Genomic DNA, 25,901 nt, shown 5'->3' with positions numbered 1-25,901 from the left:
TCAAAGGATACCCATGGCCATTTCCCGCTGTAGTCATTGCAACTTCATCAGGGAGCTTGAACCCCGCTTCATCGGCCAGGATGTGCCATGCCCGAAGTGCCAGCACCAGAACAAGGTCTGGGATACACCATTCTTTGTCTCCAAACTGCTGGAAAAATACTTTGCACTGCAGGTCTCGCACAAACGCATGCAAAGCGAACTGCCAGAAGAAGATTCAGCGACAGAATCTGTGCAGGATATCGCAGCTAGTACGGACTTCAGTAATACGGAAATGCTCTCCAGTCCGGCACAGCACCAACCCATACTCCAATGGTTCAAGCAGAAAAACATCGAGGTCGTGATCAACCCCAAAGCGGTAGATACTACGGGGTTCTTTGATGAGATCGCCACGGAAATCGGCCAGCACTACACTAGCCTGAAGCCCATCCTCGGCCAGATATCTCATGCCTACAAAGAGAATTACAACGGCACCACCATCAATCTTGCCAATCGCAATCCTGATGAAATCAGACTACTGACCACGTTCTGCAAACAGCTGTATGACTATGCTCTCATTGGCAAGCTGGTGCAGCAGAAGACAGAAAAAACCCTGCGCCTGATCCTGCAACCGACACCTGTCATCCGCCAGTTTTTCAATGGCATATGGCTGGAATGGTTTGCCATGATGCAGGCACTGACCTATGTGCAACAACGCAACCTGCCCTTTTCCTGCGCACGCAATGTGGTCATCACGCTCCCGAATGCGGACATGCACGAGCTGGACGTGTTTTTGCTGATGGATAATAAAACGCCCATCTGCATTGAGTGTAAAACTGGCGATTACAAATCCTCCATCGAAAAATATCGCCTGCTCAAGAAGAGTCTGGGACTACAAAAATCCCAGTTCATTCTTTGCGTGGCAGACTTGTCCGACGAGCATGCCCAGGGGCTGAGCAGCATGTACGACCTGACCTTCGTCAATGAAAAGTCCTTACTGACATACTTGCACAGGCTATAAAACCGCTGATCCAAGCCATGCATGCCGGTGGAATTTTGTTACCATGAACCAATACCCCCTAAACAAATAGGAGTATTTCATGGCCAAAATGAAAGCCGCTGTCTTCATTGCCCCTGGGCAAATTGTACTGGAGGAAAAACCGATTCCAGAGATCGGGCCATTGGATGCACTGATCCGCATCACCACCACGACAATTTGCGGCACTGATGTCCATATCCTCAAGGGAGAGTACCCGGTCGCTCCCGGCCTGACCGTTGGCCATGAGCCTGTAGGGATCATAGAAAGACTGGGGACATCCGTCAGCGGATTTTCACAGGGCCAGCGCGTCATCGCAGGCGCCATCACCCCCAGCGGATATTCCAATGCCTGTCTGTGTGGCAGTGGTTCCCAGGATGGTCCGGGCAACAAGCACGGTTTCAAGGTGGCGGGAGGCTGGAAGTTCGGTAACACCATAGACGGATGCCAGGCAGAATATTTACGTGTGCCAGATGCCATGGCGAATTTAAGCGTGATTCCGGATGCGCTGACAGATGAGCAGGTGCTCATGTGCCCCGACATTATGTCTACCGGTTTTTCCGGCGCTGAGCGCGGCAATATCAAGATAGGCGATACGGTGGTGGTATTTGCCCTGGGGCCGATCGGCCTGTCAGCCGTGGCTGGCGCCAGGCTCATGGGAGCCAGCACGATTATCGGCGTGGATGCCATTGCGGAAAGGCTGACCATTGCACGCTCGCTGGGGGCAGATCACGTCATCAACTTCAAAACCCACGACCCCATACAGGAAATCATGCGCATCACCGATGGCCGAGGGGTGGATGTCGCGATTGAAGCATTGGGAACCCAACAGACTTTTGAGTCCGCACTGCGTGTATTACGTCCAGGCGGCACGGTATCGAGCCTGGGGGTTTACTCCAGCGAACTGCGATTACCACTGGATGCATTTGGTGCTGGGCTGGGAGATTTTACGATAGTGTCCACGCTCTGTCCTGGCGGCAAGGAACGTATGCGCAGATTGATGGATATCGTTGCTGCTGGCCGTGCAGATCTGCGTTCACTGGTCACGCACCGTTTCAAGCTGGATGATATAGAACAGGCCTACGCGCTATTTTCCAACCAGCGCGACGGTGTCATGAAAGTAGCGATCACGCCGTAATTCTTTCAGGGAGCGTGCCGTCTATGCCACCTGGATTGACTGACGGCCACTCTCACCCTTGTTGTCATGCCACTCGATGGCGATGCTATCGCCAAGCCTGGCACCTGCCACGAAAAAAATCAGGTAAGGGTCACGCGCCACCCCTGTACCCCACTGTGCTTCCAGCACTGGCACCTGATTCAGCGTAGCGGTCAGCAACTGGATAAAATGTGCTGGTACCATCTTGCCAGACTCATCCTCACGGCGACCCGTTTCCATCGGATGACTGATCAACACCCTGACCTCCGCGACACCGGACTGCAAACGGACGCGCATCTTGATGCCTGCTGCCATCAGCCGCACCCGCCTTCCGATACCGTCACATAGCGACTGGCCTGATAGTATCGCTCCCCTACCTTGACAACCACTTGCAGGCTTTGACTTTCCGCCATCTTGATCCGGGTAATGACATAAGGTTGCGCACCGTGACTAAAGGTGAAATTGGCCACCAGCGGCACCGGGTTCTTTTCGGCAAAAATGGCCATGGCTTCCGTCCCGGCAATCCGGCTCATCACTTCAACCTGCACAACCGCACCATTTTCAGCAAAATCAGGCGCCACAATCTCGATCTGCGCAGTGTTTTCCTCGGCACGCATATTCAACACCTGCTTTGCACCATCGATAGTGCGGGCTTCAAACGCAGGTGTATTCCAGCTAGCCGCAATTGCCTTCAAGGGCAGCAACAAGCCTGCCAGCAATACCTGCAAGATGGAGCGCCGACCCGTCATGACTGATCACGCCTGAGCTGCTGCATCATTTATCCCGCTTCTTGTCATCCAGTTGCTGGCGCAGCTGGTTAAGGCGCGCTTCCGCAATCGATTGTTGATAAAAATCGCCATCGGTGGCCTTGGCAGCCAGGTCCATCTGTTCCACTGCCGCACGCAGGTTGTAACGGCGCACATAGGCTTCACCCTGGGCCTGATGCCTGAGCATGGTCTTGCCCTGCATGGTATAGAGCCGGGACTTCAGCTCATAAAAATAAGGGTCATCAGGATATTGCTCCTGCTTGTCGCCAATCAGCTTGAGCAACTTATCCGCCTGGCGTGTCGCCAGCAGGAGGTCGGCATATCCATAGATCAACGCCCGATGATCAGGATATTGGCTCAAGGCGTTCACATACTGTTTTTCAGCGTCGGCCGGGCTTTTGCCCGCGACGGCTATCTGGGTCGCTACCGTTTCTATCATCGCATTGGGTGGCGCATTTTTACGCAGCCATTCAATTTCCTTGCTGGCCCCCGCCAGGTCAGGCTTGCGCAACATGGCCAGCGCCAGTCCATAATGCTGGGCCGCTTCACTGCTATATGTCTTATCTTGCAAGTTATTGCGGAAAGTATTGATGGCTGAATCCGCCGTGCCTATATTAGATAGCAGCTTGATCTTGACGAACTGGAACTCCGGGCTTTCCTTGGCCTGGCGGTAAGCGGTCTGCTCCACCCGATTGCGCACATCGGCAATACGTTCACTGGTCAACGGGTGGGTGCGCAAAAAAGCCGGTGCACTGCCCTCGGAAAAACGTGAGCCTTTTTGCAAGGTTTCAAAAAACGCCGGCATGCCGCGCGTATCAAACCCGGCGCTATCAAGAATCTGCAAGCCTACGCGATCTGCCTCACGCTCGTGTTCACGGGTGTAATCAATTTGTTTTTGTATGGAATTAGCCGTGGCGGCGGTGAGCGCCCCCCCTGTCAACTGCGGATTGCTGCGTGCCGCCAGCAAGGCCAATGCCATGGTGGCCATCGTAATCACTGAATCATTCTTTTGCTTGGCCAGCATACGCGCCAGATGGTGCTGCACCACGTGGCCGATTTCATGCCCCAGCACCCCAGCCACTTCGGATTCATTATTCGCCGCGGTCAACAAGCCAGTATGCACACCAATCACCCCGCCCGGCATGGCAAACGCATTAATCGAGTTGTCCTTGACCACGAAAAAATTGAAATGCTGGTATTTATCCGGGCTGCTGGCAGCGAGACGGTGGCCCAGACTATCAATGTAATCATTGATCTCGGGATCTTCCAGCACCTGATTGCTGGCATACACATCGCGCATGATTTCATCGGCAATCCGCTGCTCATCGAGCGGAGACAGCACCGTCGCAGAATAATCGCCGAGCTCGGGCAAGCCATCGGCCAACACCCAGGGGGCAAAGAAAGAGAGGAAGACAATCGGGTAAAGCAGTTTCATCATTGCTATGATAGCAACCTCAAGCGCCAAGTTCACTAGCTGCCTGGCTTTGTACACCCAGTAACGCGAACCCGTAGGAAACATCATGAGCCATCTTACCCACTTCGATGCCAGCGGCCAGGCACATATGGTCGATGTCGGCAGCAAAGCCGAAACACAACGTGTGGCGGTTGCCAAAGGCAGTATCCACATGCTGCCAGCCACCCTGGCCACCATTCAGCAGGGAGATGCCAAAAAAGGCGATGTACTCGGTATTGCGCGTATTGCCGCCATTCAGGGCTCCAAACGCACCTCGGAGCTCATCCCGCTGTGTCATCCCATTCCCTTGACCAAGGTCAGCGTGGAATTCGAGATCGCAGCCACTGACAACACCATACACTGCACTGTCACTGCTGAAACCGTGGGCCGCACCGGCGTCGAAATGGAAGCCCTCACGGCCACCAGCATCGCTTTATTGACCATCTATGACATGTGCAAGGCCATAGACCGCGGGATGCAGATCAAGGAAATACGCCTGCTGGAAAAAGCAGGCGGCAAGTCTGGTCACTGGCAAGCCCCAGGCTAAAGCTGTCACTCATTGAAGCTATCTCGCATCAAGCACAGGACAAGTACAAAGCAAGTACAGTGAAGCTGCACATATACTCGACTGTCTACCCTGCCGGTTAGACCATCAAAAAACACAACCAAAAAATCATCCCTGAGTCTGCGTAGCCAGACAAAGCAAACAAGGTTAACACCAGCGCTCGGTAACAATCTCAACTTACAGGCCTACCCCAGCATACACACCCCTCAAGGAGGAGACTCACTTAAAAAGCTGGCAAGCAGGGTTTCGAGGGCACCACCATCTGTCCCATCTGGGTCTGCCACAGCATCACTTTGTGCTATCACGCTATCATCTGTTGGCCCCAGCCATAAGGGAGCCAACTTGCCAAGCCCACCCTGCTGCAGCAGATCAGCAATCAAGTCAAATGCGCTGGCAGGGCGTTGCAGGCGTATCCAGTCAGGGGAAATCTGACCATTCGCCTCGGTCGGAGTGACACCCAGCTTGGCTGCCATCAATTCGCGGCGGAAAGTCCGGATCTTGCGGCTGTAGCCTTCTTCAATCTCATGATCAAGAGAGGCAATGGCAACACTGCCATCAAACGTCATGCCACGTCGACGTAAATGCGTCGCACCAGTCAGGCACCAGACATCATCCACGATGACGGTAGTACTGCGAATCTGGGCCCAGCGCCCTGGAAAGCCGCGAGGATGGAAAGCCATCACCCGGCTGGCATCCACGGCGCGCAACAGATCAATGGCATCATTCCGTTGCGTGATGGCTCTACGCACAAAGGGCGGGAATAATGGCGAGAAATCAGTATCTCGCGGGACACTGATCAGCACTTTCAAATTTGGGTTAGCCTGCATGCGCTCTGCCAGTTTCTCGATCAGGTCTATCTCATGGGCAGCCGGTACAGCTGCCGGGCGTGCCGTACTGGCAAGACCGGCTGTCTCGATATAGACCAGCTCATCCGCTTCCCCAATCGCCCGCGCCAGCGACCATAGTGCATCGCGGCTGCCATATTTGGACAGGAAGTATTCACGGCGGATTTCATGGATCAAGCGATCCGCATTCATGACGTCGATATCCGGTGGCCTTTGCTGCCCGAAGGCATTCGATATCTGTGTCAACACATCCTGAAAGCTGATGGGTGGCGGCGAGCTCAGCAGGTTATTGTCAGGCAATAAAGACAGCTCTGGTGTTTCCACTACCGCAGCGATGGATTGCAAGGCAATGCCAGCGCAATTCTGGGCAGGATTGACAGGATTATTCTCGGGTGGATTGAAGTTATTGCCCGCGGAAAACAACAGCCAGCCGGGTGTTGCCGCATTGCCTAAAGGCAGGATAGGCTGGACGCGCTTGACGGCGGTACGTGCAAGATCATAGGCCAGCGCCCCGTTCACGCGAATACCCGCAGCATGGGTATCCGGGCCGGCAGGATTACCCGGGTTGGCCTTGCCGTGCTGCGCTGACCTGGTTTCTCGTGCCCACCTCCCTCCGCTGAGCACTGCACCCCAGGCCAGACCGGCTGTAGTGGTGCCATCGCTGATCCCAGTCACAACGATAGTGTCATGCCGCATCATGGTGGGCAATCTCGGGCCTTGCCGGGGTTGTGTTTCCGACATCAGTGCACGCGCCATGTCTGCAATGCTGCCAGGATTGGCATTGGATGGTGTAATGGTACGCCTCAGCCCAAACAAAGGTACCGGGCTGATGGAACGTATATTATCCGGGAAGATATTCAGCGGGTCCGGCGAAGCAAATGGGTCATTTGGCGCCGGGGCTGGGCCTGGCGCAATGCTGACCCGCTCCGCCGCCCATATCCGGCGCTGCCCCCTGCGTGGCGTGATGACCAGATCAAACACCAGGATACCCGGGCTGGGCAGTGGATCATTCGGCGCCAGATTGAAGGGGTTCTGCAGCAACACCTCCACGCCAGTGCCGCTGATGGCAAGGGCTGCCCCTCCGTCACCACGCACAAAAGACGGCTCCGCACCGATGGCTTCAATCAACTGAAAGCGCTGCGGATAAATGCGGATTGAGGCCCCGTTGGGGGCAAAGTCAGCGGGAATGGCCACGACCACATTATTGCTGCCAGACCAGCTGGCGCTGAGTCCGCTAGGAGTGGATTGTCCCGGAGTGAATCCAATGGCTGTGTCTGTACCAGGGAACGCCGGCCAGTGTGCATTGGCGCCAGGCGCTTCGGGAGCGCCCACCGCAGCTTCAAACGTCGGTGATACTGCAAACATCAGCCCACCTGCTGCTGCCCCTGTCATTCTGGCGGCCACCTGTGAAATGGCGCCGAGTGTATCCGGGCCATCGGCCAAGTAATCGATGGTGATGCCATCATGCACTTGCGGATGCAAATCCGCAGGCATGGTCTGGTCATCCCCGGCAATGCCATTGATTTCTGTCGCAGAACGATTCCCGGCAAGATGCCATTGCAGATCAACGGCAAACACCCGGATAAATCGTCTGGAAAGGGATACGCCCGCAGGTAGGGCAGGCACTTGCAATGACGTTTTCCCCAAGGTGCCAGCCGTTGCCCAGCCAAGGCGCAGACGTGCGTCAGCACCAGTACCTGTGCCACTTAACTGATCACCAGCTGCCAGTGAGATCAAACCATTGGCTCCAGGCGTCCCCGCCGGGTTACCGCCGTTATCCAGGACCTGTACCTCTGGACCAGAGGGAATCGGGGCAAATGCCCGCCCGTGCAAGGTCACCACATGGGCCACTATGCCGGATGCCAGTCCGGCAATACTGCGTATGCTGCCCACTCCGGTATCCATGCTGCTATCTGCTGGGGCAAGCAATGCGGGGAACCTGGTCAACAGGTCATCCAGAATTGCCGCGACAGCAATCGGATCAACGATCAGGCCGCGCGCATCATGAAAGGTAATGGCTTTGCCAATGGCATCCACGGGCAAAGCCATCTCGGGGTCATAGACCTCAGGTGCCTTATCCGCTGCAATGCCGCGAACCACCAGTACCTCCGGAATGGCGTGCACCTGCGGCAATGAAGCCGTGGTGTACCTGGATGCTGCCAAACGCGACAAACGCGCCGCAGCTTGCGGATGTAGCCTCAAGACGGCGGCAGGCCCTGTCATCGGCATACCATCCACTGCCCGAAACATCGTCGCACTATCCACATACTCAAGTATGCCGCGCCATGGTGCTTTGGGAACCTGGGCAAACGTCAGCGTCAGCGCAGCGCTATCAAATGCAGGATCAAGATCACTCCAGCTGGAGCCAAGCAGGAGCGCGGTAATGCCCAGAGCATCCAGGCCGTTTTCACGTAATGCTTCTGCTGCACTGGCGGGTGTTAGCGTATACACAGTAACCATCTTGCCTCCTTAAGCTTTCCAGCGCCGTTCCACGATACGCCCATCCGGTGTTGTAATCCTCACCAGCACAGAGCGCAGGGCAATCCTGGAAAAAATCACGAAATTGTCGTCTGTTGGCAATGTTTGCCGGTAGAGGGCCAGGGCCTCATTGCTGGATGGCAGGGCCTTGTTCACTTTGGGCACCGATGAAAGCGCGCCATTAAACACATACAGCCCTTTTACCAGGGAGAACTGCCCCAATGTCCTTGCGGGAGATGTGCCATCCACAGGGTTTCTTCCACCGCGCGGTCTGGGAAACGGGAAAGGAGAGCTGCTGTCTGCGGTCAGCGCTATATACAAACGATAAATACCTGTTACGCCATCCGTATCCGGCGCATTGGTGGCAAAACTATAGACATGGCCACGACCGGTGATGAAAAACGCATCGATGACTGAAAGCGAAGGTAGCGGCAGCACTGAGCCAGCACCCACCGTGATCGATTGTTCACTGATGCGTCCAAGCGGATCGGTGATGCGCACAATCACTGAAACGCTATCACTCAGCGCAGCGCGGCGTAGCAATACGCTATAACTACTCGATGTGCCATCAACACGCCAGACATCAGAACCAGTGACAGGTTGTGCGGTTGCCACCTCATCCAGCCTCACCGTCTTTTCCACCATGGCAACCCCGCCCTGGACATTGGCTGAGATAGACAATGTATGGGGGCCTATAGGGGTTGGGCTGACTGGGGCACTCGAGCTGAAACTTAACAATACCCAGGCCGGATCGCCTCCAGGCGAGGAGATGGTTAGTGGCGACAAGTCTGGGGCGTGAGCCGGAGGAATCAGTACGGACACAGCAGGCGAAGGCTGCGACCTACCTTTCAGCACTGCGCGCAAAGGGTCATCTGCAGACCAGGCCACTGCGCGATACCAGACCGTGCGCCATGAGCCTGCTGGCTGGTCATGCCCGCTCACACTATCAATCCAGTCTCCTCCAGTCAGCGGCGGGGATACTTTCCAGCTGGCATTGGTCGCCGACAGACTGGCGATAGGAGCACCCATGCTATCGAGGCGACGGGCTGCATCGTCCACTCGAACCCGATAGATATCAATGCGTGTGGGCCTTGCGCCAGAATCAGCACGCGTGCCGATCAACAGCCTGGCACGATAATTGGGCGCAGCGGGTGCCTGGTCTTGCACCAGTTGCACCTCAATGGTGGGTGGAGCAGGTTCAGCCACGCGTGGCGCAGCATAGGGAATCAACGCCTTATCGGCACCAGGGCCACTGGGCCAGGGGCCTTCATTGCCGCCCGCCATCACTGGCAATATCGTGTAGAGATGAATGTCGCGTGACCCGCGCGGCAAGGTGACATCCAGATCCGTGTCCGTTACCAGCTTGGCATTGCGTCGCGTGAAATCGCGCCGCAGTGGCGCAGCGGAAAACGCCTGCTTGATTGTGGTGAGGCGCTGGCTGAGTGTACGCGCCGGGCTTGGCTCTGGATAGCCGGGATGACTAGAAAGAATACGCGTTTCAGTACTTTCATAGATGGCATATCCAATGGCTCCCGGGATGGGATTCCAGTCAAGATGGGCATGACACTCCCCTGCAGCATCGGGCAGGCTGGTCAGCCTTACAATATCAATCACGGTAGTGGGGCGTGCGCGCGGATCTGATGCATAAGCCAGCTTGGCCACAGGAGACCAGGCGCCTTTCCTGTAGGGAGGAATACGCTCCACCAATCTTGACCTCAGCCTGAGGCCAATATGCGGTGTGGCAGCATAATCCAGCGAAAAATCAGTGATGCTGACGCGATATCGCCTGTTTGAAGATTGTTCGGGGCCAGGCGCCACCACCGCAGTGCCTTCAGGATTCAGCGCTTCCACCTTGCCACCATCCATAGCCGGGATATCACCGTCAAACGTAATACTGGCTGTTACGCTGGTGCCTCCTAATTGTTTCTGTATCCCGATCGGCGTAGATGTGCCGGGCGCCTCTGCAAACCTAGATGCCGCTGCAAACAGGCTGCTACGAAAATCAATCTGCTTGATGGAACGTACTTTCCAGTCGACCGAGATTTCAAATACCAGTGTCGCAGGGCAGGCAGTGCCTGTACCGGGGTCAGTGGCATGCAAATCGGCAGATAATATCTGCACAATGGCCGGTGCTGGCTGCCTGATCTCAATCGGCTCTTCTCTCCAGCTGCTCCATATCCCGAAGATATTCTGCGTCGCAATCGCATAGTGCATGGAGACCCTGCCAGGACTGTTGGGTATTCTCAGCGTGCCATCGGTTGCACTTTGGCGCGTCGGTTCCGGGTCAAGCAAATTACGGGTGTTGATAATGGGACGATGCCCCTGGGTCAGCATGCGCCTTTCCAGCAAAACTTCCGCATTCCCTGCAGACCCAACCGCATGGCGGGCAGCAGCAAAGCTGGCCACCGAAGTGAGCTGGGCGGTGGGAAAGCGTTCCCAACTCGATCTGACCGATGCCAGCCATGGATCATCCATGAGCGCAGGACGCAAATGTGCCTGGAAATCCACTTTGAGATCGGCAGGTGTGGGCGCGGGTATCGCCAATCCCGGCCTCGGTACAATTGCGGCAAACTCAACCGTGCCGGACTTGCCATCGAGGCCATTTTTCCACAGTCCTGTGATCATCCAATCCCAGGCACTCTGGCTGGAAGCACTGTACTCATAGCTTCTATCTTCCTCTGGATAGCCAGTACCATAACCCAGCGCCACTGCCAGTAATGGGTCACCGGAGGCCAGCATTGCCAGCAGGCCGACAGGGGAAAGATTGGCCTGGCTAGGCTGATCCGTGGGCATGGCTTCCCCTGCCGGGTTCTGCGGTGGCGCAATTTTGAAGGTAAAAATTTCTGCCGCCTGTTTGTCAGGGGCATGCTGCGCCACCTGACGCAGCATAGGCAGCAACTCAATGGCGCTTTCCTCAATCAGCTTGTCTGCGTCCGGCAATTCCCAGACCGGCGCCACGGTGCCATCCGGCAGACTGGGCCACCATCCCGCCGGATTAACCCCCCGCTTGAAACGATCAATGGCCGCATCCACCGCCGGGACTTCAGCCCCCACCAAGCCTTGTTTGATGCCATGCTGTTGGCCCAAAGGGGCCCATTCACCCTCATCCACTGGCAAGCCTACGGTCTCAACCAGCTCCCAATCCTGGATTTTGTCGAGATCCGCGATATACATTCCAACAACATCACTGAAGCGGCTCACATTGAGCAGCAACAAGCTGGTAATCAGGGGAGCCTGAAACTCCAGATTGACAGTTTCTCCAGCTGCCAGCGTACGTGACTGGGTCGTGACTATCGATTCAAAACTGGGCACTCCGCACAATACTGCGATAGAAACGTTGCCGCCTTTCCTTGAAAATACATTCAGGCTGACCGATGCCAGTGGCGCATCAAACTGAATGATCTGCGCGTTGAAACCGAGTGATCCGAGCGAAATGACCTCATATTGCACTGCATACTGCTCTCCCAGCGCTTGCGCCGGGCGACGCCACACCTTGAAAGGCTCACTGGGCAGACCGGCCGCAGGCGAGGTTTGCCAGCGTAACAGCAGGGACCTCGGCTGTTTGATTTCATATGCGAATACCATCTTGCGTTGCCGGATGAGGGCACTCAAGTCCAGCAGAGCTCCCTGGGCCTTGAGTATGCTGGGATCATAAATACGGATAGCCATGATCAGATTCCTTATTGTTCTTCCCAAGGCGCATGGCCGAGAATCTCGTCGACAACCACAAAACTGGTAGGAGTAGCAGCGGCACCATCCAGGTAGGGCTCAGTGAACACTTCCCTTCTCAGCGCCAATTGCAACCGTTTACCACGTGCATTAGCCTCCAGCATCACCAGCGCTCTTTGCCGCCCTGGTGCCCAGATCGTACGGATCACATTGGTGGTGTTGCCTGCATCTGCGACCAGATTGAGCCAGGTTTTCTCCAGCATCCTCCAGCGTGTTGTGGGCGGTGCATCTCCACTAATGTCTTCTTGTGGCAACATGCGGGTACGCAGCATCGGCTCTGCAGCATCAACCAACACCGCGACCGGCTGAGGAATTGCCGCAGGGCTTGCCTGCTCCCAGAACACCACAATGCGTGGGCTCTTGGGTACAGGCATGGGCTCCAGGCTCGCTGTGGCCATGGCCTGATCCAGCTCGCCACCCTGCGGATCCCTGCCTGCAAATGCTGGGGTGGCGGCAATGCCTTGCATGGCGCCAGGGGGAGCAAATCGGTGCTCGGTAAAAGCGCCCTGAAAGCTGGCAGCAAAATCATCAAATGTGCCATAAGCTCCCGTCGAGAAGTGTCGTCTCAGCACCCGCTCACCCACTGTATTCTGTGGTGCCCCAATAGCGACGGCTTCAATATCCAGCACATAGTCGGTATAGGGGTCGAGCGGGATCGGGATGGTGATGGCACTATGGCGCGATCGATTCACATCCTGCGGAATACAAGGTCCATATGCAGCCAGCCCATCCACCAGAGCCCCCTCAAACGGTGACAGGACACTGGCCGGAATATTGACCAATCCAGGCTGTATCGTATTGGATGGCTGGCGTATCAGAGGCACAGGATGTTGCAAGCCCGGCACATTGACCTGCCTGAACGAGGCGGCCTTGAGGCGCGCACGCAATTCCTTGCCATAAGCCCCCCATAGCTTGTCCACATCTTGCGTGGCAAACACGATTTTGATGAACTCCTCACCAAAATAATGGGGTTCATCCACAGACGGTATGCTGCACAACATCCATGGCTCCAGTGATTTTGGACTCAGATTATCGGTCTTGAACCAGAAATCAGCCGTTTGTGGTGCCGCGCCAGACTCATTGCCATCCTTGTCTTTTACCGTGACTTCAACACTGGTGCGCAAGCAATAAAGCTGGTCAGGCACCAGTAATGCCAGATCCCCACTGTCAGGGCCGAGGAAAGTTTCCAGTACGCCACGATTGCGCTTCACCTCCCGCTGGTCCCATTCTTCACGGCGAGCTTCTTCCAGGCGGGTGAACTCAAATGCAGCGACATAATAAGGTCTGCCACTCTGCTCGTACTTCATCCTGCCATCTGGGCTGTCAGATTCATGCATCAGGGCTATTTCAATATGGTGCAGCTTGTCCATGCCCTTGAACTGGACAAGATAAGCACCATAGATTTTCTCCAGCCGTTGCGAATGGCTGATGACATGGTGCACCGGTTCAGCCCACGGCCCGCCCGCATCATTCCATCTTGCGGGCATGCCCACCACGGAGAGACTGTCGTCATTGCTCACCTGATGTCTATGAATTTCATGATTGTGCTGATCAAAAAAGCGCACCACCAAGCCTAAGTATTGGTTGTTATCGCTGGGCAGGGAACGATGCAGCAACAGCAGAATTCTGCCTTCAATCACAGAGCCACTGGCAATCACAATGGCATCACTAAACTGGTCTGACTTTTTGCCTAAGCGATCAAGACTGTTCGCGATTTCCTTGGCGCGGCTGCGATCGCCAAACACGACAGGCAGACCAATATCAAACTGGGGCGAGGCCAGCAGACGGCTATTACACTGCCGAGACTTCGTGATAAGCATCGCGTTCTGCTTGCGATCCTCACTAGCGGTGGTAATTTGCATCAGCGATACACGATGAATGGCTTGACCAGATGCCAGTTGCTGCATCATGTCACTCAAATCAAGATAATCCACATCACCCCTGTCCATCTTGCGCAGTCCGACAGAAGGCGCTGTAGCAGCGGTCAAGGCTTGCTGCTCCAGATGCAGACGCTTGCTGAACCCGCTGCCTTCAGAAATCTTGTGATAGGGATTAAGCGCTGGATAATCTGCCTGCTTTGCTTCATAGCAAGGCACCAGCGCAGGCGTTATGGCAGCGGGGATAATTCCCCGCTGCCGGTCTAGCTGTCGATCTCCACTGCGCCAGCGTTCCCACACCTTGACCTCAAGTACTGGCACTGCCGAACGCTTGCTGTTGGCAGGGTCAGGCCAGGCAATGCCATCCACCTTCCAGCCGCTTTCTGAGGGTCCGCTAGGCTCATTTTCAAACGTCCACAGTATGGCCGCAGCAGGCGCTGCCTCATGACACACCGTGCCCCAGCGTTCCTCGGTATTGTTCTCAAGAAACTCACTGCGTTCGACGGCCTTGGGAGTGGCGTTCGGTGTCCAGTTGAGCAGCGAAAGCTGGGCGACCAAATTACCTTCGATAGGATCGTTGAGCGTCCACCAGGTAGAAGGCCTGGGGCCTGGGCCTGTGATGTCGCCGCCATCCGCCCGTATTAATTCAACAGATTTCAGATGGTAGCGATAGGCGTAGTCCCCGCGCTTGATGAAGCCATCAGCAGGTGCTCCAGGTGTGCCTTGCGGGCCCTCGCCCATCACCAGCAGTCCCTCATCAAATGGAGTGGCTGACATGGTAATGACAGGAATGGCATCAATCGGCACCGTCACCAGCTTCTTAGCATTGAGCGCTGGTGGTGCTGGCTGTTTGAGCGCATCCCCTATCTTGGCATCTATGCCTCTGTCCACTCCTGTGCCCACCACCAGGGCCGGGGAACGGCTGACCAGTGTCACGCTGCGCACCAGGTCTGGCGCAATTGGCACGATGGCGCTATTTTCACCAAGATGGAAATCGACACACCCCTTGATGGTAAAGAAGAACAAGTCGACCTCACCGCAGACTTCGCCATCAATCCGTGAAACCTCGGTACCATCAGCGAGCTCGCCAATCTGCACCTTGAGCTCGGCAGAAGCGCTGATGCTGACTACGAACAGATGCAGTTCACCACGCACATAGAGCAGTCCACCCACATAAAATGGCTCAAATCCCAGCACCGCGTTGAAGCCCGCGGTGGCACGCAGATACAGGTTAATGTCCTGACTCCCCCAGGTAATCGCCACCTGCAGGCCCACGGCGAGGCCCACCCCATTCACCGCAGACAAGCCCTTATACGCTGGGATGCCATGACCACTCACCATCACATAACCGGTACCATCAAACACTTGCATGATGTTGGCATGGATGGGGCCTGGGAGCGGACGCCCCTTGATATCGCTACCGGTAAAGGTTCCTAGGTAGATATGCCAGTCGCTGCCTTCCTTCAGATTGAAATAGGCTTCAACCGGAATCTGGATTTGAACAATAGGCTTGATACCGAAATCAATTGACAGGCCAATCGACAGCGTACCGCGGCCAAAATCAATATCAATCACGCAGAGGAAAGTGCCCTCGGCATTCTTTTCCTTGAGGTCAGGCAAGACAGCGAGCAGATTGGCCCTGACCACCAGCATCAGGCGTGGGCCGGGCAACTCCAGCAATACCATGCCCTTCACATTGAAGATGATGCCGCCTTCCATGGTGCCAAGAATGGCACCAAGCCCGAAAGCCCATTTATTGACCTGCGGTTTCCAGGCCTTGATGTTGGTAGGGTTACCTTCGGCACGTTCTTTTAACCAGGTCAGGGCCGGGGTCAATGAATTGATACCGCTCTCGTCACGCGCATAATGCATGGCGAACAAGCCCAGGAACCCATAGATACCAAAGCCAGACTGCGCCAGCGGAATGGCAACCGGAAGCTCGAGCTCCAGCGTGATAATCACACCGGTGGCCGGTCCTCCCTCACTGGCAGGAATGTTGGCAACTCCTAGCCCGGCACTCAGGCGCAACTTCAACGGCACCAGTGATATGTCAATCTGGCCTTTGATCTCGTTGCCATTGATCTCCATGTATCCCCGGCCTTCAACCGTGCCCGGCACATTGATGCTGGCTGCAAAAGCCGTCAACTCAGGCACACCAACCGGAGCCACCGGCATGCGCACGCGTGCACGCTCTATCGTGACCACCCCGAGGTCAACTGCAAATCCCAGATCAACTTCAAAGGTCAACGGATTGGTACGGGCTATGCGCGCACCCAAGACCTGGAGTATCTGCCCGAGCGGATCAGGCACCCGCACGGCACCAGGACCGGAAAGATCTATCGAATAGCCCTTGGAAGCATCAAACATGGGACGAAACTGGAAGCGCTCACTGGAACCGGGCGGATAGCCCATCTTGAGCCCGATGGCTTTATAGCGCACCACTAATGGATTTTCGCGTGGAATCTCCAGGATACGTAAAGCCCCAATATTGATATTGGCAGAAATGGCGGTTTCCACATCAAACAATAGGGTAGACACCCATTGCCCGGCACGGGTAGTGACATTCAGCTCACCCCCATAGAGCACCACACGCTCTACATTCAACCAGCCAAGCTCAGCGAGGGCGATCGGCAAACCCAGCGCGGCAGCGGTCAAGACGATTTCACTAACACTGCCATCTGTGGGCGATGCAGGTGCAGTCTCGGCAATTAATGGTGTAAACAAAGCCGTCATCCCCAGCACATTGAGCCCGGTGCTGCGTGGCTTGAGTGGCTGTCCGGGCAGTTGCCCGATCAAGAACAGGCCATCCCTGTCATTGGGGTCAGCACCCAGATAGAGTTTGACCTGGTCGGTCTGGCTTGCAGCATCAGTCTGGTAAAGAATCTTGTATTTGACGATGCCATCCGCAGGATTCTGGCTACCCAGGCCTTCAAATTGCGGTATTTCACTTTGCGCTACCCCTCGATTACGCAGGCGCTCCTCGGCTCCTGTCTGGAAATCAACCTCTCCGGAGAGCTCAATCGCAACAAATTGATCGCGCACAATCCTGATCTTAAGCGCAATCGAGCGGAACCAATCAGGCGGTTGTGGAACGGGAGGTTGAGGCGGCGGAGGCGGTGGAGGTACGGGTATTTGTGTAGAGTTGGGGCGGCTGACCTCTCCATTGGTCACACTGCCCGGGAGTGTAATGGGCCCGAATCCACTCACAGTCGCCTTCCACCATGTATTCCTCGGGCTGGAATGGGTTTTCCAGGCACTGGCCCATGCTGCATCTGGTGCTGCCGCTCCAATATCGGCAGGCTCCACATTCAGGTTAAAGTTCGGGATACGCTTTGCACTATCCGGGTGATTGGCTTCTGCTTGCAGCAGCTGGCGCAAAGCCTCTGCACGGCGCCTGGAAAGCAGATAGTTGTATTTGCTTTTGGCCTCATTCTGCTCGTAGCTTGCACTGCCTGTCAGGGTCAATGTAGTTGCTGCGCTGATTTGTTTCAGCGCTTGACGGTAATGCTCCATGAATGGCGTCCCAGGTGGCAGCCAGAATGCACTGCCACTGGGGTCTACTGCAGGTGAGCTGTTGATATTGTCTGGATCACTGGCAAAGCCTGATGGCATGGTGCTATCAGGCTGATCAAAGCGGAAATAGCAGGTGATGTCATTGATATTGCCACTACTTCGTGTTGCAGTGAGCGTTTTGGTTTCTCCTGCAGCCACCGGCACAGTGACTGTAGCGCCTGAACTGACAGCATTGCCCGCTACCGTCCAGGCTGTATTCGGGCTAGGGGGATTGAGGCTGATGGTGGCCGATTGGTTGTCCTGCCTCACCAACAACAGCTCAGGTGAGGGTTGGGCTTTCCCCTCTAGGGTAATAGCGGTGGTCTTGACGGTGGCAGGTTGTACAATCGCGCTACCCGTACCCGGGACGGGCAGGCTCTGAGTGCTCTGCCGCCGACGGGCCTGGATAGTCAGGCTGGCATTTTTCTGGACCGCACTGGTATCGGTGACGTCGACGCCAATCGTCAACTCCGTGGTAGTGGAAAGATCAATGTCATGCACCACGCCCTGACGGGTCATGCCTGCAAAAGTGGCTTGCCCGGTATAGGGCGCACGCCCCCCGACAACTTCAATCAGCATGCGTGTTCGTTCCGGCAGTGCCACTTCCGCCGTGGTATCTGATAGCCTGGTAACACCGATGACACGCCCAGTGTTGTCGACAAACGCCACTGAAACCTGGAGTGCCCCTGCACCCTGGTTGATGACCATCCCCTCAAAGTCGAATGTTACCCCACTGGACTGACCCAGCCCGAGCAGGAAGTTGCGCACCCCTGCATTCACCGCAAAATCCTCCATGCCATGCGGTGCGACAAACAGGCGGATTTCCGGTAAATACAGTCCGGTCCAGCTTTCATCAAAACCAAACTGATCCAGTACCGCTGGTGGGGTATACCCATCCGCAAGATCCAATACCGCTGAGCGGAAGCCGAACCCCACCACATTACCCTCGCCGATAAAGGCATAAGGCGGTGTCATGCTAATCATTTCGGCCGCAGCAATATCGCCCGGGTCATCAATCCCGGAAACGCCCAAGGAAGCAATGGAAGCATCCAGTACTGCATTCAGGCCACTATCCTGGCTAAGTCGAAGCTTGATCCTGGGCAGATTGAAGACCACATCGCGAAATGCAGGATCAGCCACCAGCAAGCCATCTAGCTCCATTTTGGCCGGCTTGAGGAAAGGTGGCCTCAGCACAATGCCAGACAGCACCAGATCAAGCGTAACGCCCGTGCCGGGATAATCCGATGGCGCAGCATCATTGGGAATGCTGTCCCATGCCTCAAGCACATCCTGCACGGGAGCGAAGTTACTGTCATTAGCAGGAATGGTGGCAACGCCACTTGCCACGATGGCACCGGCCGCCCGGGGAGCCGACATGGAAAATTCAACTCGGGTATCGGTGATATCCAACCATGGATCACGGCGTCCGGCCTGGTTGCGCGGATGTCCTTCGGTGTTGGACGCATCCATCGACAGTTTGCCGCTGATGGGGTCAAAACTGATAGCGCCAGTACCCGAAAAACGTGCAATGCCCCGAATCACAATGCCATCGGTACTCTGTGCCGTTTCAAAACTCTCGACATAGATGGTGGATAATGCCGCATGCCAATCAGTGTGTTCGCCCCTTAATACATAAGGGCGCAATAGATCAGCGAGCGCAAGATCGGTAGGCATACTGTTCTCCTCGGGGGCGGATCACATACGCACTTGCTCCCCGGAAAGATCTGCTCATTCTTGAGAGTAAGAGAATATTAGGTTTTATATAAGTATATCTATTTTGAATAATAAATATATCTAAATATAAAGATCACCGCCAGCACCATCCTCCAGCCATTTGTCAGCAGAAGTCGCAGGTACGCTTCACATCAAAATTGAACCTCAATGCTGGATTTTCAAAAGTCAGGCAAGCATACATCAGGCAAGCTGATGACCATAAAAACAGGCTGCAAGCCTTGAATGGCTGAGCTCATTGAGACACGCGGTCACATAGCAAGACTTGATGGGAGAACAGGGAATAATCTGCGCAAGAAGGCGCATGAGCGCATGACAACAGCAGCCCCAATGAAGATACCTCACAGCGTGGCAAGAGTGTCGATCTGCGACACTCCGCCTCCTATAACGGATTAGCCGGGCAGCGCAAACGGCGCAGCATCAGTCCAGGGCGTTTCTCCGCAGACCATGGCGGCCACCAGCCTGGCACTGGCAGGGGCCATGGTCAGGCCATAGCGGAAATGCCCGGTGTTCAGATACAGGTTCTGCACTTGCGGATGCGGGGCGATCACCGGCAGATTGTCCGGAGTACCTGGCCGCAAACCGCTCCAGTGCTTGATCACAGGCAAGCCTTTGAGGTCAGGCATAATCGCTTCAGCCTTGGCACAAATTTCTTCCCGCACCGTGGAAGTAACAGAAGCATCAAAGCCCACATCTTCAAGCGTACTGCCTGCCAGAAGATAACCATCCCGTCGTGGCACCAGGTAGAACCCCTCGCGATACACCACTTGCTGCAGTTGACGTTCCGGTTTGTAGAGCACGATCTGACCACGCATGGGCTTGACCTGAAGCTTGCTGGCCACTTGTTTCAACAGGTCAAAACTCCAGGCGCCTGAGGTCACGATGAATTGATCTGCCTGCAACATTTCACCGCTGGTCGTGCGCCATTCGCGCAATTCTGCAATTTCGCGCAAAGGCTCGAGCTCGGTATGCTCAAGCAGGCGTACATTATTTTGCTCCAGCCAGGCACGCAATGCATGCATCAGGCAAGGTGGGCGGATCTGGCTCACCGTCGGCAACCATAAGGCCTCTTCGCCACTTAGAGACTGCACGCCGAATGCCGACGCATGGACGGCTTGTGCGGGCAACTGATTCTGTTCACACCAGGCCAGTGCTGCTGCACGATCAAACTCGGGCAACAGCAAAAATCCCGACACGATCAATTGCGGATCGATCCCGGTTTCATTGAGCAGACGCTGGCAGATGGCGCCATAGCTGGCGGCGCCATAACTGGTGAGCCGATTCACATGTTCGGAGTACATCCAGGGCAAGAGGGGAAATACAATGCCAGCCCCGGCCCAGGATGATTCACCAGAGGTCTGGCTGGCGATCACGTTGCGCTCGACGATGGTAACCTGGCAACCACGCGCCACCAGCTCCATGGCCGTCAGGCAACCTACAATACCACCACCCGCCACCAATACATGCTGACTCACGATGGCGACCCCATCGGCAATTTCACCAGCGCATTTTCGGACTTCAACACGATCATCACGCAAAAATTATGCCGACTTTATCGGCATATCCTTTATTCATAGAACATTCCCTTTTATACTTGGCACATATGGGAATTTTCAATTTACAGAAAAGCAGTAGCGCAAAGGCGCCATTGCAGCTTGCGCGAGAAGTATTAGAGATCGAGGCAAGGGAAGTGCAGGCACTGGCCGAACGCCTGGATGAAAATTTCGTCAACGCAGTCGAGCTTATTTTACAGTGCCGTGGCAGAGTTGTCGTGACTGGTATCGGCAAATCCGGCCATGTGGGTCACAAGATTGCGGCCACCCTGGCCAGCACCGGCACCCCGGCTTTTTTCATGCATCCAGCCGAAGCCAGCCATGGCGACCTGGGCATGATCACCAAGGATGATGTGGTGATCGCCCTTTCCAACTCCGGCGAAGCCGATGAGTTGCTGGCCATCCTGCCACCCATCAAGCGCATGGGTGTGCCACTGATCAGTATTTCCGGCAATCGCAACTCCACCCTGTCCAAGGCCGCATCGATTTTCCTGGACGCCCATGTCTCTGAAGAAGCCTGTCCTTTGGGGCTATCCCCCACAGCCAGTACCACAGCCGCGCTCGCCTTGGGCGATGCACTGGCGGTGACGCTGCTCGACCAGCGCGGATTTTCCCAGGAAGACTACGCACTATCGCACCCAGGCGGCTCACTGGGCAGGCGCCTGTTGCTGCATGTCAAAGACATCATGCGCACAGAGGAGGCCATTCCGACGATCAGTATTGACGCCTTTCTCAAGGATGGCTTGCTGGAAATATCGCGCAAAGGCCTGGGTATGACGGCCGTGATGGATGGTGCAGGCAAGGCAATTGGCATCTTCACTGATGGCGACCTGCGCCGCGCTTTTGAAAATGGCATTGATATTCATACCACACGCATGGCCGATGTCATGCATGTCAACCCGCAAACCATAGGGCCGGATCAACTTGCAGTAGACGCCGTGGCCCTGATGGAACAACGCGCAATCAACAGCCTGCTGGTCCTGGACCTGCAGGGCAATCTGGTCGGGGCACTCAATATGCACGACCTCCTTATGGCAAAGGTGGTTTAGAACGTGATTTCATTAGAAGAACGCGCAAAGCGTATCAAGGTTGCAGTGTTCGATGTTGACGGCATCCTGACCAATGGTGGCTTGATGCTGGGTGATGATGGCCTGGAATACAAGGTGTTTCATTCTCAGGATGGCCTGGGCATGAAGATGCTCAAGAACACAGGGCTACGCATGGCTTATATCACGGGTCGCAAATCCAAGGTGGTAGTCAAGCGCGCCGAAAATACCGGCGTCAGCATTATCTACCAGGGAATAGACGACAAGCTCGAAGCTTTTAACGACTTGCTCGACAAGCAGGGTGTATCTGCCGAGGAATGCCTGTTCATGGGCGATGACGTGATTGATATCCCGCCGATGCGCCGTGCTGGATTGGCCATTACCGTCCCGCATGCCATGCCGCTGGTAAAAGAGTATGCCCATTACACCACTGAGCGCCAGGCAGGGTTTGGTGCGGTACGTGAGGTCTGTGAGCTGCTCATGAAGGCGCAAGGCACTTTCGATGCACAAATGGCCCCTTACCTGAAATAACGGATACTCATGCAAGGACGCTCCAATACCATCCTGTTTCCATTGGCAGTGCTTGGCCTGCTGGCCTTGCTCACGCTATGGATAGACCGCACGGTGCAAGCACCAGAACCGCGTGTGGATGGCAATACGCGCCACGACCCGGACTATATCCTCAATAACTTTGTCACTACCAAGACCGATCCATCGGGCAATATCAGCCATATCCTCAAAGCCTCGGAAATGCGCCATTACCCGGACGATGACACGACCGAGCTGGAAAATCCGCATTTCACTCAATACGGTGCCGGCAAGCCGCCGACCACAATAGAAGGCAAACGTGGGCAGGTATCCAGCAATGGTGAAGTGGTGCAGTTCCGCGATGATGTACGGGTGGTGCGTGCCGCCTTTGCTGACAAGCCGGAAATGACGCTCACTACAGATTACCTGCAAGTGGAACCGCAAAAGGAAATTGCCACCACAAACAGGCCTGTAGTGATTACCCAGGGGCCCAAGAGCGTGGTGCGTGCGGTGGGGATGATCTATGACAAGAAACAGCAAACCATACAATTGAACAAGCGCGTACGTACGCACTATGAAAGCCCGAATGCAGGCAAGAAAGTCAGCAAGCCAAAAACCGCCAAACCCGCACCGAACAAGGCTACGACTACCAAGCCTGCGGCCAAGAATACCAGCAACAAACAAACCAAGTCCGGCACCGCTAAAAATGCTAAGCTCCCAACTAAATCCAAATAAAACAATATCTATCAGTGGAGAATATATGCGCACGTTGCGTAGCTATTTCATTATCGGCATGCTGTTTGCCATGCCTTGCCTGAACGCCCATGCGGAAAAGGCTGACCGGGAGAAACCGATTGAACTGGAAGCCGACTCGGTACAGGTCAATGATGCAAAGAAAACCAGCACCTACACTGGCAATGTCATCCTGACGCAAGGTACGTTGATCATCAGGGGCGACAAACTGGTAGTGCGTGAAGACAAGGAAGGCTTCCAGCACAGCACGTCCTATGGCAACCCGACAACCTTCAAGCAGAAACGTGATGGCAAGAATGAATACATGGAAGGCAGTGGTCAGCGTATAGAGTATGATGGACGCATGGACAAGGTGCAGCTGTTCATCAAGGCCTGGGTCAAGCGCGGTGAAGATATCGTGCACGGTGACTACATTATGTACGATGCCAATGCTGAATATGCAGAGGTCATCAGCGGTGGCTCACAAGCCGCTACCCCGGCGACACCCAATGGTCGCGTCCGGGCAATTATCCAGCCCAAGAAGAAACCTGGTCAGGACGGCACTGCAACCCCTACCGTTGAAACTCCATAGGCTGAAAACCATCCATACATTGAAGATATGATTCAAAAGATTGTTGTATAAATGAGTGAATTAATCGTAGAAGGTCTGCGCAAGAAATATAAGTCCCGTACCGTGGTGCAGGATATTTCGCTGCAGCTCAATAGTGGTGAAGTCGTTGGCCTGCTTGGCCCCAATGGTGCCGGTAAAACCACCAGCTTCTACATGATGGTAGGCCTGGTGCCGCTGGACGATGGTCGCATCCTGCTTGATGGCAAGGACTTGAGCCGCATGCCGATTCATCAGCGTGCGCGCATGGGCCTGGCCTATTTACCACAAGAACCGTCTATTTTCCGCAAGATGACCGTGACGGAAAACATTCAAGCCATTCTTGAACTGCAGGACATGCCGCCTGAGCAACAAAAAGAACAGCTTGAATCCCTGTTACAGGAACTCCATATCACCCATATCCGTAACAGTATGGCCGTGAGTCTGTCAGGCGGTGAAAGACGCCGCGTGGAAATTGCCCGCTGCCTGGCCACCAACCCCAGTTTCATTTTGCTGGATGAGCCATTTGCCGGTATCGACCCGATTGCCGTACTGGATATCCAGAAAATTATCCGCTTCCTCACCGAGCGCAATATCGGCGTGCTGATTACTGATCATAACGTGCGTGAAACCCTGGGCATTTGTGACCGGGCTTATATTGTGAATGAGGGGCGCGTGTTTGCCGCAGGCAAACCGAGTGAAATCATCCATAACACCAGTGTACGAGAAGTGTACCTGGGCAAGGACTTCCGCTTGTAGGAAACACATGAGGCGGAATAGAACATGAAACAAAGTCTACAGCTTAAATTTTCCCAGAACCTGGCATTGACGCCGCAGTTGCAGCAGTCAATCAAGTTGCTGCAGCTCTCGTCGCAGGAGCTCAACCAGGAGCTGGAATCACTGCTGCAGGCCAACCCGCTGCTGGAACGTATCGACGGGCCTGATGGCGCGCCCGAAGTGCCAGAAACCTATACTCCTACTGACCAGATCAGCAGCGCACCGGCGGAAAGCAGCACACCGACCACTGAAGAAGTACCACGCGTTGATGAGTTTGGCGGCGGTGATGATTACTTTGAGTCTTTCCAGGGCAGTAATCGCTGGGAAGAAGGCGGTGCCAACAATGATGATGATAATGACTTCAGCTTTCAGGAAGCGGTCAACCTCACCCTGCGCGAGCACCTGCTGAGCCAGATCAAACTATTACCCTTGTCCGCGCGTGATCAGACACTGGCCATGGTATTGGTCGATGCGATTAACGACGACGGCTATCTTGACCAGTCGCTAGAAGAGTTGTCAGAGTTGTTGCCAGAAGAACTGGAAATCGACCAGCTTGAACTGGAAACAGCGCTCAAGCACATCCAGAACCTCGATCCACCCGGCATAGGGGCCCGCAACCTGGCCGAATGCCTGGCGTTGCAATTGCGCGCATTACCTGGCGACACGGCACATCTCAAACTCGCCATCAAGGTAGCAGAACAGCATTTGCCGCTATTGGCGACACGCGACTACGCCCGTTTACGCAAACTCTTGCAATGCGATGATGATGTACTGAAGAGCGTGCAGCTATTGGTCACCCAGCTGAACCCCAGGCCTGGCGGTGAGTTCAGCCACATTAGCTCTGACCATTACATCCAGCACGAGATCGTGGTCAAGAAAATCAAAGGCATCTGGATTGCCAGCCTCAATGATGAAGTGGTGCCCAAACTACGCATCAACCAACTGTATGCAGGCATCCTCAAACGCAATCGTGAAAGCTCAAGTCAGTACTTGATGAGCCAGATGCAGGAAGCCAAATGGATGATAAAGAACATCCAGCAACGCTTCTCCACGATCTTACGGGTATCACAAGCCATCGTTGATCGTCAGCGCAACTTCTTTGAGCATGGAGAAGTAGCCATGCGACCACTGGTGTTGCGTGAAATTGCCGATGAACTGGGATTGCATGAATCCACGGTATCCCGCGTCACCACCCGTAAATATATGCTGACCCCACGCGGTGTCTATGAACTGAAATATTTTTTTGGCAGCCATGTGGCTACTGAATCAGGTGGTGCATGCTCGGCCACCGCCATCCGGGCTTTGATCCGGCAGATGGTGAATGAAGAAAATCCAAAGAAACCATTGTCTGACAATCAGATTACCGACATCCTTGGTAAACAAGGCATAGTTGTTGCAAGAAGAACCATAGCGAAATACCGCGAGTCTCTACAGATACCCGCGGCCAACCAGCGTAAGTCGCTTTGATTTACGCGTTTTTTCAAGTAAGGAGA

At 55.0% G+C, this 25,901-nt stretch carries 16 protein-coding genes; 9 read left to right on the top strand and 7 right to left on the bottom strand.

What is annotated here, in order from left to right; translation table 11 throughout:
* Positions 1-13: 13 nt before the first annotated feature.
* Both LG201_RS10255 and LG201_RS10250 read left to right on the top strand, forming a co-directional pair.
* A complete protein-coding gene (locus LG201_RS10255; protein WP_226772106.1) occupies positions 14-997 on the top strand; it encodes a hypothetical protein in 984 nt (327 codons plus the stop codon).
* A 79-nt stretch (positions 998-1,076) separates the two neighbouring features.
* On the top strand, positions 1,077-2,150 hold the full coding sequence (locus LG201_RS10250) for an NAD(P)-dependent alcohol dehydrogenase (protein ID WP_226772105.1): 1,074 nt from the start codon (positions 1,077-1,079) through the stop codon (positions 2,148-2,150).
* Positions 2,151-2,171: 21 nt separating this feature from the next.
* Here LG201_RS10250 and soxZ read toward each other — a convergent pair whose 3' ends face one another.
* Genes soxZ through LG201_RS10235 form a run of 3 tightly spaced genes read right to left on the bottom strand, consistent with a single transcriptional unit; the run spans position 2,172 to position 4,370 of the window.
* A complete protein-coding gene (gene soxZ, locus LG201_RS10245; protein WP_226772104.1) occupies positions 2,172-2,483 on the bottom strand; it encodes a thiosulfate oxidation carrier complex protein SoxZ in 312 nt (103 codons plus the stop codon).
* Positions 2,483-2,917: a thiosulfate oxidation carrier protein SoxY gene (locus tag LG201_RS10240; protein ID WP_226772103.1), complete on the bottom strand. Its 435-nt coding sequence runs from the start codon at positions 2,915-2,917 to the stop codon at positions 2,483-2,485. The genes soxZ and LG201_RS10240 overlap by 1 nt, the downstream gene beginning before the upstream one ends.
* A 25-nt stretch (positions 2,918-2,942) precedes the next feature.
* Entirely contained in the window at positions 2,943-4,370 is a 1,428-nt protein-coding gene (locus LG201_RS10235) for a beta-barrel assembly-enhancing protease (RefSeq protein WP_226772175.1), read from the bottom strand.
* Positions 4,371-4,455: 85 nt separating this feature from the next.
* Here LG201_RS10235 and moaC point away from each other — a divergent pair, with 85 nt between their 5' ends.
* Entirely contained in the window at positions 4,456-4,935 is a 480-nt protein-coding gene (gene moaC, locus LG201_RS10230) for a cyclic pyranopterin monophosphate synthase MoaC (RefSeq protein ID WP_226772102.1), read from the top strand.
* 224 nt (positions 4,936-5,159) lie between these two features.
* Here the strand turns inward: moaC and LG201_RS10225 are convergent, their stop codons facing one another.
* From LG201_RS10225 to LG201_RS10210, 4 genes are all read right to left on the bottom strand, one after another.
* Positions 5,160-8,258 (bottom strand): phospholipase D-like domain-containing protein, encoded by a 3,099-nt coding sequence (locus LG201_RS10225; protein WP_226772101.1) that lies wholly within the window; start codon positions 8,256-8,258, stop codon positions 5,160-5,162.
* 9 nt (positions 8,259-8,267) lie between these two features.
* Positions 8,268-11,945: a hypothetical protein gene (locus tag LG201_RS10220; RefSeq protein WP_226772100.1), complete on the bottom strand. Its 3,678-nt coding sequence runs from the start codon at positions 11,943-11,945 to the stop codon at positions 8,268-8,270.
* Between the two features lie 11 nt (positions 11,946-11,956).
* Positions 11,957-19,108 (bottom strand): hypothetical protein, encoded by a 7,152-nt coding sequence (locus LG201_RS10215; RefSeq protein WP_226772099.1) that lies wholly within the window; start codon positions 19,106-19,108, stop codon positions 11,957-11,959.
* A gap of 449 nt (positions 19,109-19,557) precedes the next feature.
* Positions 19,558-20,643 carry an NAD(P)/FAD-dependent oxidoreductase gene (locus tag LG201_RS10210; protein WP_226772174.1) on the bottom strand — a complete coding sequence of 362 codons (1,086 nt, stop codon included), beginning with the start codon at positions 20,641-20,643 and terminating at the stop codon, positions 19,558-19,560.
* A 125-nt stretch (positions 20,644-20,768) separates the two neighbouring features.
* On the opposite strand from LG201_RS10210, the gene LG201_RS10205 reads away from it, so the two are divergent.
* The 6 genes from LG201_RS10205 to LG201_RS10180 are packed head-to-tail and all read left to right on the top strand — an operon-like array spanning position 20,769 to position 25,875.
* Positions 20,769-21,767, top strand: coding sequence for a KpsF/GutQ family sugar-phosphate isomerase (locus LG201_RS10205; protein WP_226772098.1), 999 nt, complete (start codon positions 20,769-20,771; stop codon positions 21,765-21,767).
* A 3-nt stretch (positions 21,768-21,770) separates the two neighbouring features.
* Complete coding sequence (locus LG201_RS10200; RefSeq protein ID WP_226772097.1) at positions 21,771-22,295, top strand: KdsC family phosphatase; 525 nt, start codon at positions 21,771-21,773, stop codon at positions 22,293-22,295.
* A 9-nt stretch (positions 22,296-22,304) separates the two neighbouring features.
* Positions 22,305-23,027: an LPS export ABC transporter periplasmic protein LptC gene (gene lptC / locus LG201_RS10195; RefSeq protein ID WP_226772096.1), complete on the top strand. Its 723-nt coding sequence runs from the start codon at positions 22,305-22,307 to the stop codon at positions 23,025-23,027.
* Between the two features lie 25 nt (positions 23,028-23,052).
* Positions 23,053-23,616, top strand: coding sequence for a lipopolysaccharide transport periplasmic protein LptA (lptA, locus tag LG201_RS10190; protein WP_404809732.1), 564 nt, complete (start codon positions 23,053-23,055; stop codon positions 23,614-23,616).
* A 51-nt stretch (positions 23,617-23,667) separates the two neighbouring features.
* Entirely contained in the window at positions 23,668-24,390 is a 723-nt protein-coding gene (lptB, locus tag LG201_RS10185) for an LPS export ABC transporter ATP-binding protein (protein ID WP_226772095.1), read from the top strand.
* Between the two features lie 24 nt (positions 24,391-24,414).
* Positions 24,415-25,875 carry an RNA polymerase factor sigma-54 gene (locus LG201_RS10180; RefSeq protein WP_226772094.1) on the top strand — a complete coding sequence of 487 codons (1,461 nt, stop codon included), beginning with the start codon at positions 24,415-24,417 and terminating at the stop codon, positions 25,873-25,875.
* Positions 25,876-25,901 lie beyond the last annotated feature (26 nt).

This window comes from Methylobacillus gramineus, from assembly GCF_020532675.1.
Classification (GTDB): Bacteria; Pseudomonadota; Gammaproteobacteria; order Burkholderiales; family Methylophilaceae; genus Methylobacillus; species Methylobacillus gramineus.
This window is presented reverse-complemented; position numbering and strand designations above follow the sequence as displayed.

What these genes read in the sequence shown, in the direction of transcription:
- LG201_RS10255 (WP_226772106.1), top strand. Translation starts at nt 14, where the DNA reads ATGGCCATTTCCCGCTGTAGTCATTGCAACTTCATCAGGGAGCTTGAA.
- LG201_RS10250 (WP_226772105.1), top strand. Translation starts at nt 1,077, where the DNA reads ATGGCCAAAATGAAAGCCGCTGTCTTCATTGCCCCTGGGCAAATTGTA.
- soxZ (WP_226772104.1), bottom strand. Translation starts at nt 2,483, where the DNA reads ATGGCAGCAGGCATCAAGATGCGCGTCCGTTTGCAGTCCGGTGTCGCG.
- LG201_RS10240 (WP_226772103.1), bottom strand. Translation starts at nt 2,917, where the DNA reads ATGACGGGTCGGCGCTCCATCTTGCAGGTATTGCTGGCAGGCTTGTTG.
- LG201_RS10235 (WP_226772175.1), bottom strand. Translation starts at nt 4,370, where the DNA reads ATGAAACTGCTTTACCCGATTGTCTTCCTCTCTTTCTTTGCCCCCTGG.
- moaC (WP_226772102.1), top strand. Translation starts at nt 4,456, where the DNA reads ATGAGCCATCTTACCCACTTCGATGCCAGCGGCCAGGCACATATGGTC.
- LG201_RS10225 (WP_226772101.1), bottom strand. Translation starts at nt 8,258, where the DNA reads ATGGTTACTGTGTATACGCTAACACCCGCCAGTGCAGCAGAAGCATTA.
- LG201_RS10220 (WP_226772100.1), bottom strand. Translation starts at nt 11,945, where the DNA reads ATGGCTATCCGTATTTATGATCCCAGCATACTCAAGGCCCAGGGAGCT.
- LG201_RS10215 (WP_226772099.1), bottom strand. Translation starts at nt 19,108, where the DNA reads ATGCCTACCGATCTTGCGCTCGCTGATCTATTGCGCCCTTATGTATTA.
- LG201_RS10205 (WP_226772098.1), top strand. Translation starts at nt 20,769, where the DNA reads ATGGGAATTTTCAATTTACAGAAAAGCAGTAGCGCAAAGGCGCCATTG.
- lptC (WP_226772096.1), top strand. Translation starts at nt 22,305, where the DNA reads ATGCAAGGACGCTCCAATACCATCCTGTTTCCATTGGCAGTGCTTGGC.
- lptA (WP_404809732.1), top strand. Translation starts at nt 23,053, where the DNA reads ATGCGCACGTTGCGTAGCTATTTCATTATCGGCATGCTGTTTGCCATG.
- lptB (WP_226772095.1), top strand. Translation starts at nt 23,668, where the DNA reads ATGAGTGAATTAATCGTAGAAGGTCTGCGCAAGAAATATAAGTCCCGT.
- LG201_RS10180 (WP_226772094.1), top strand. Translation starts at nt 24,415, where the DNA reads ATGAAACAAAGTCTACAGCTTAAATTTTCCCAGAACCTGGCATTGACG.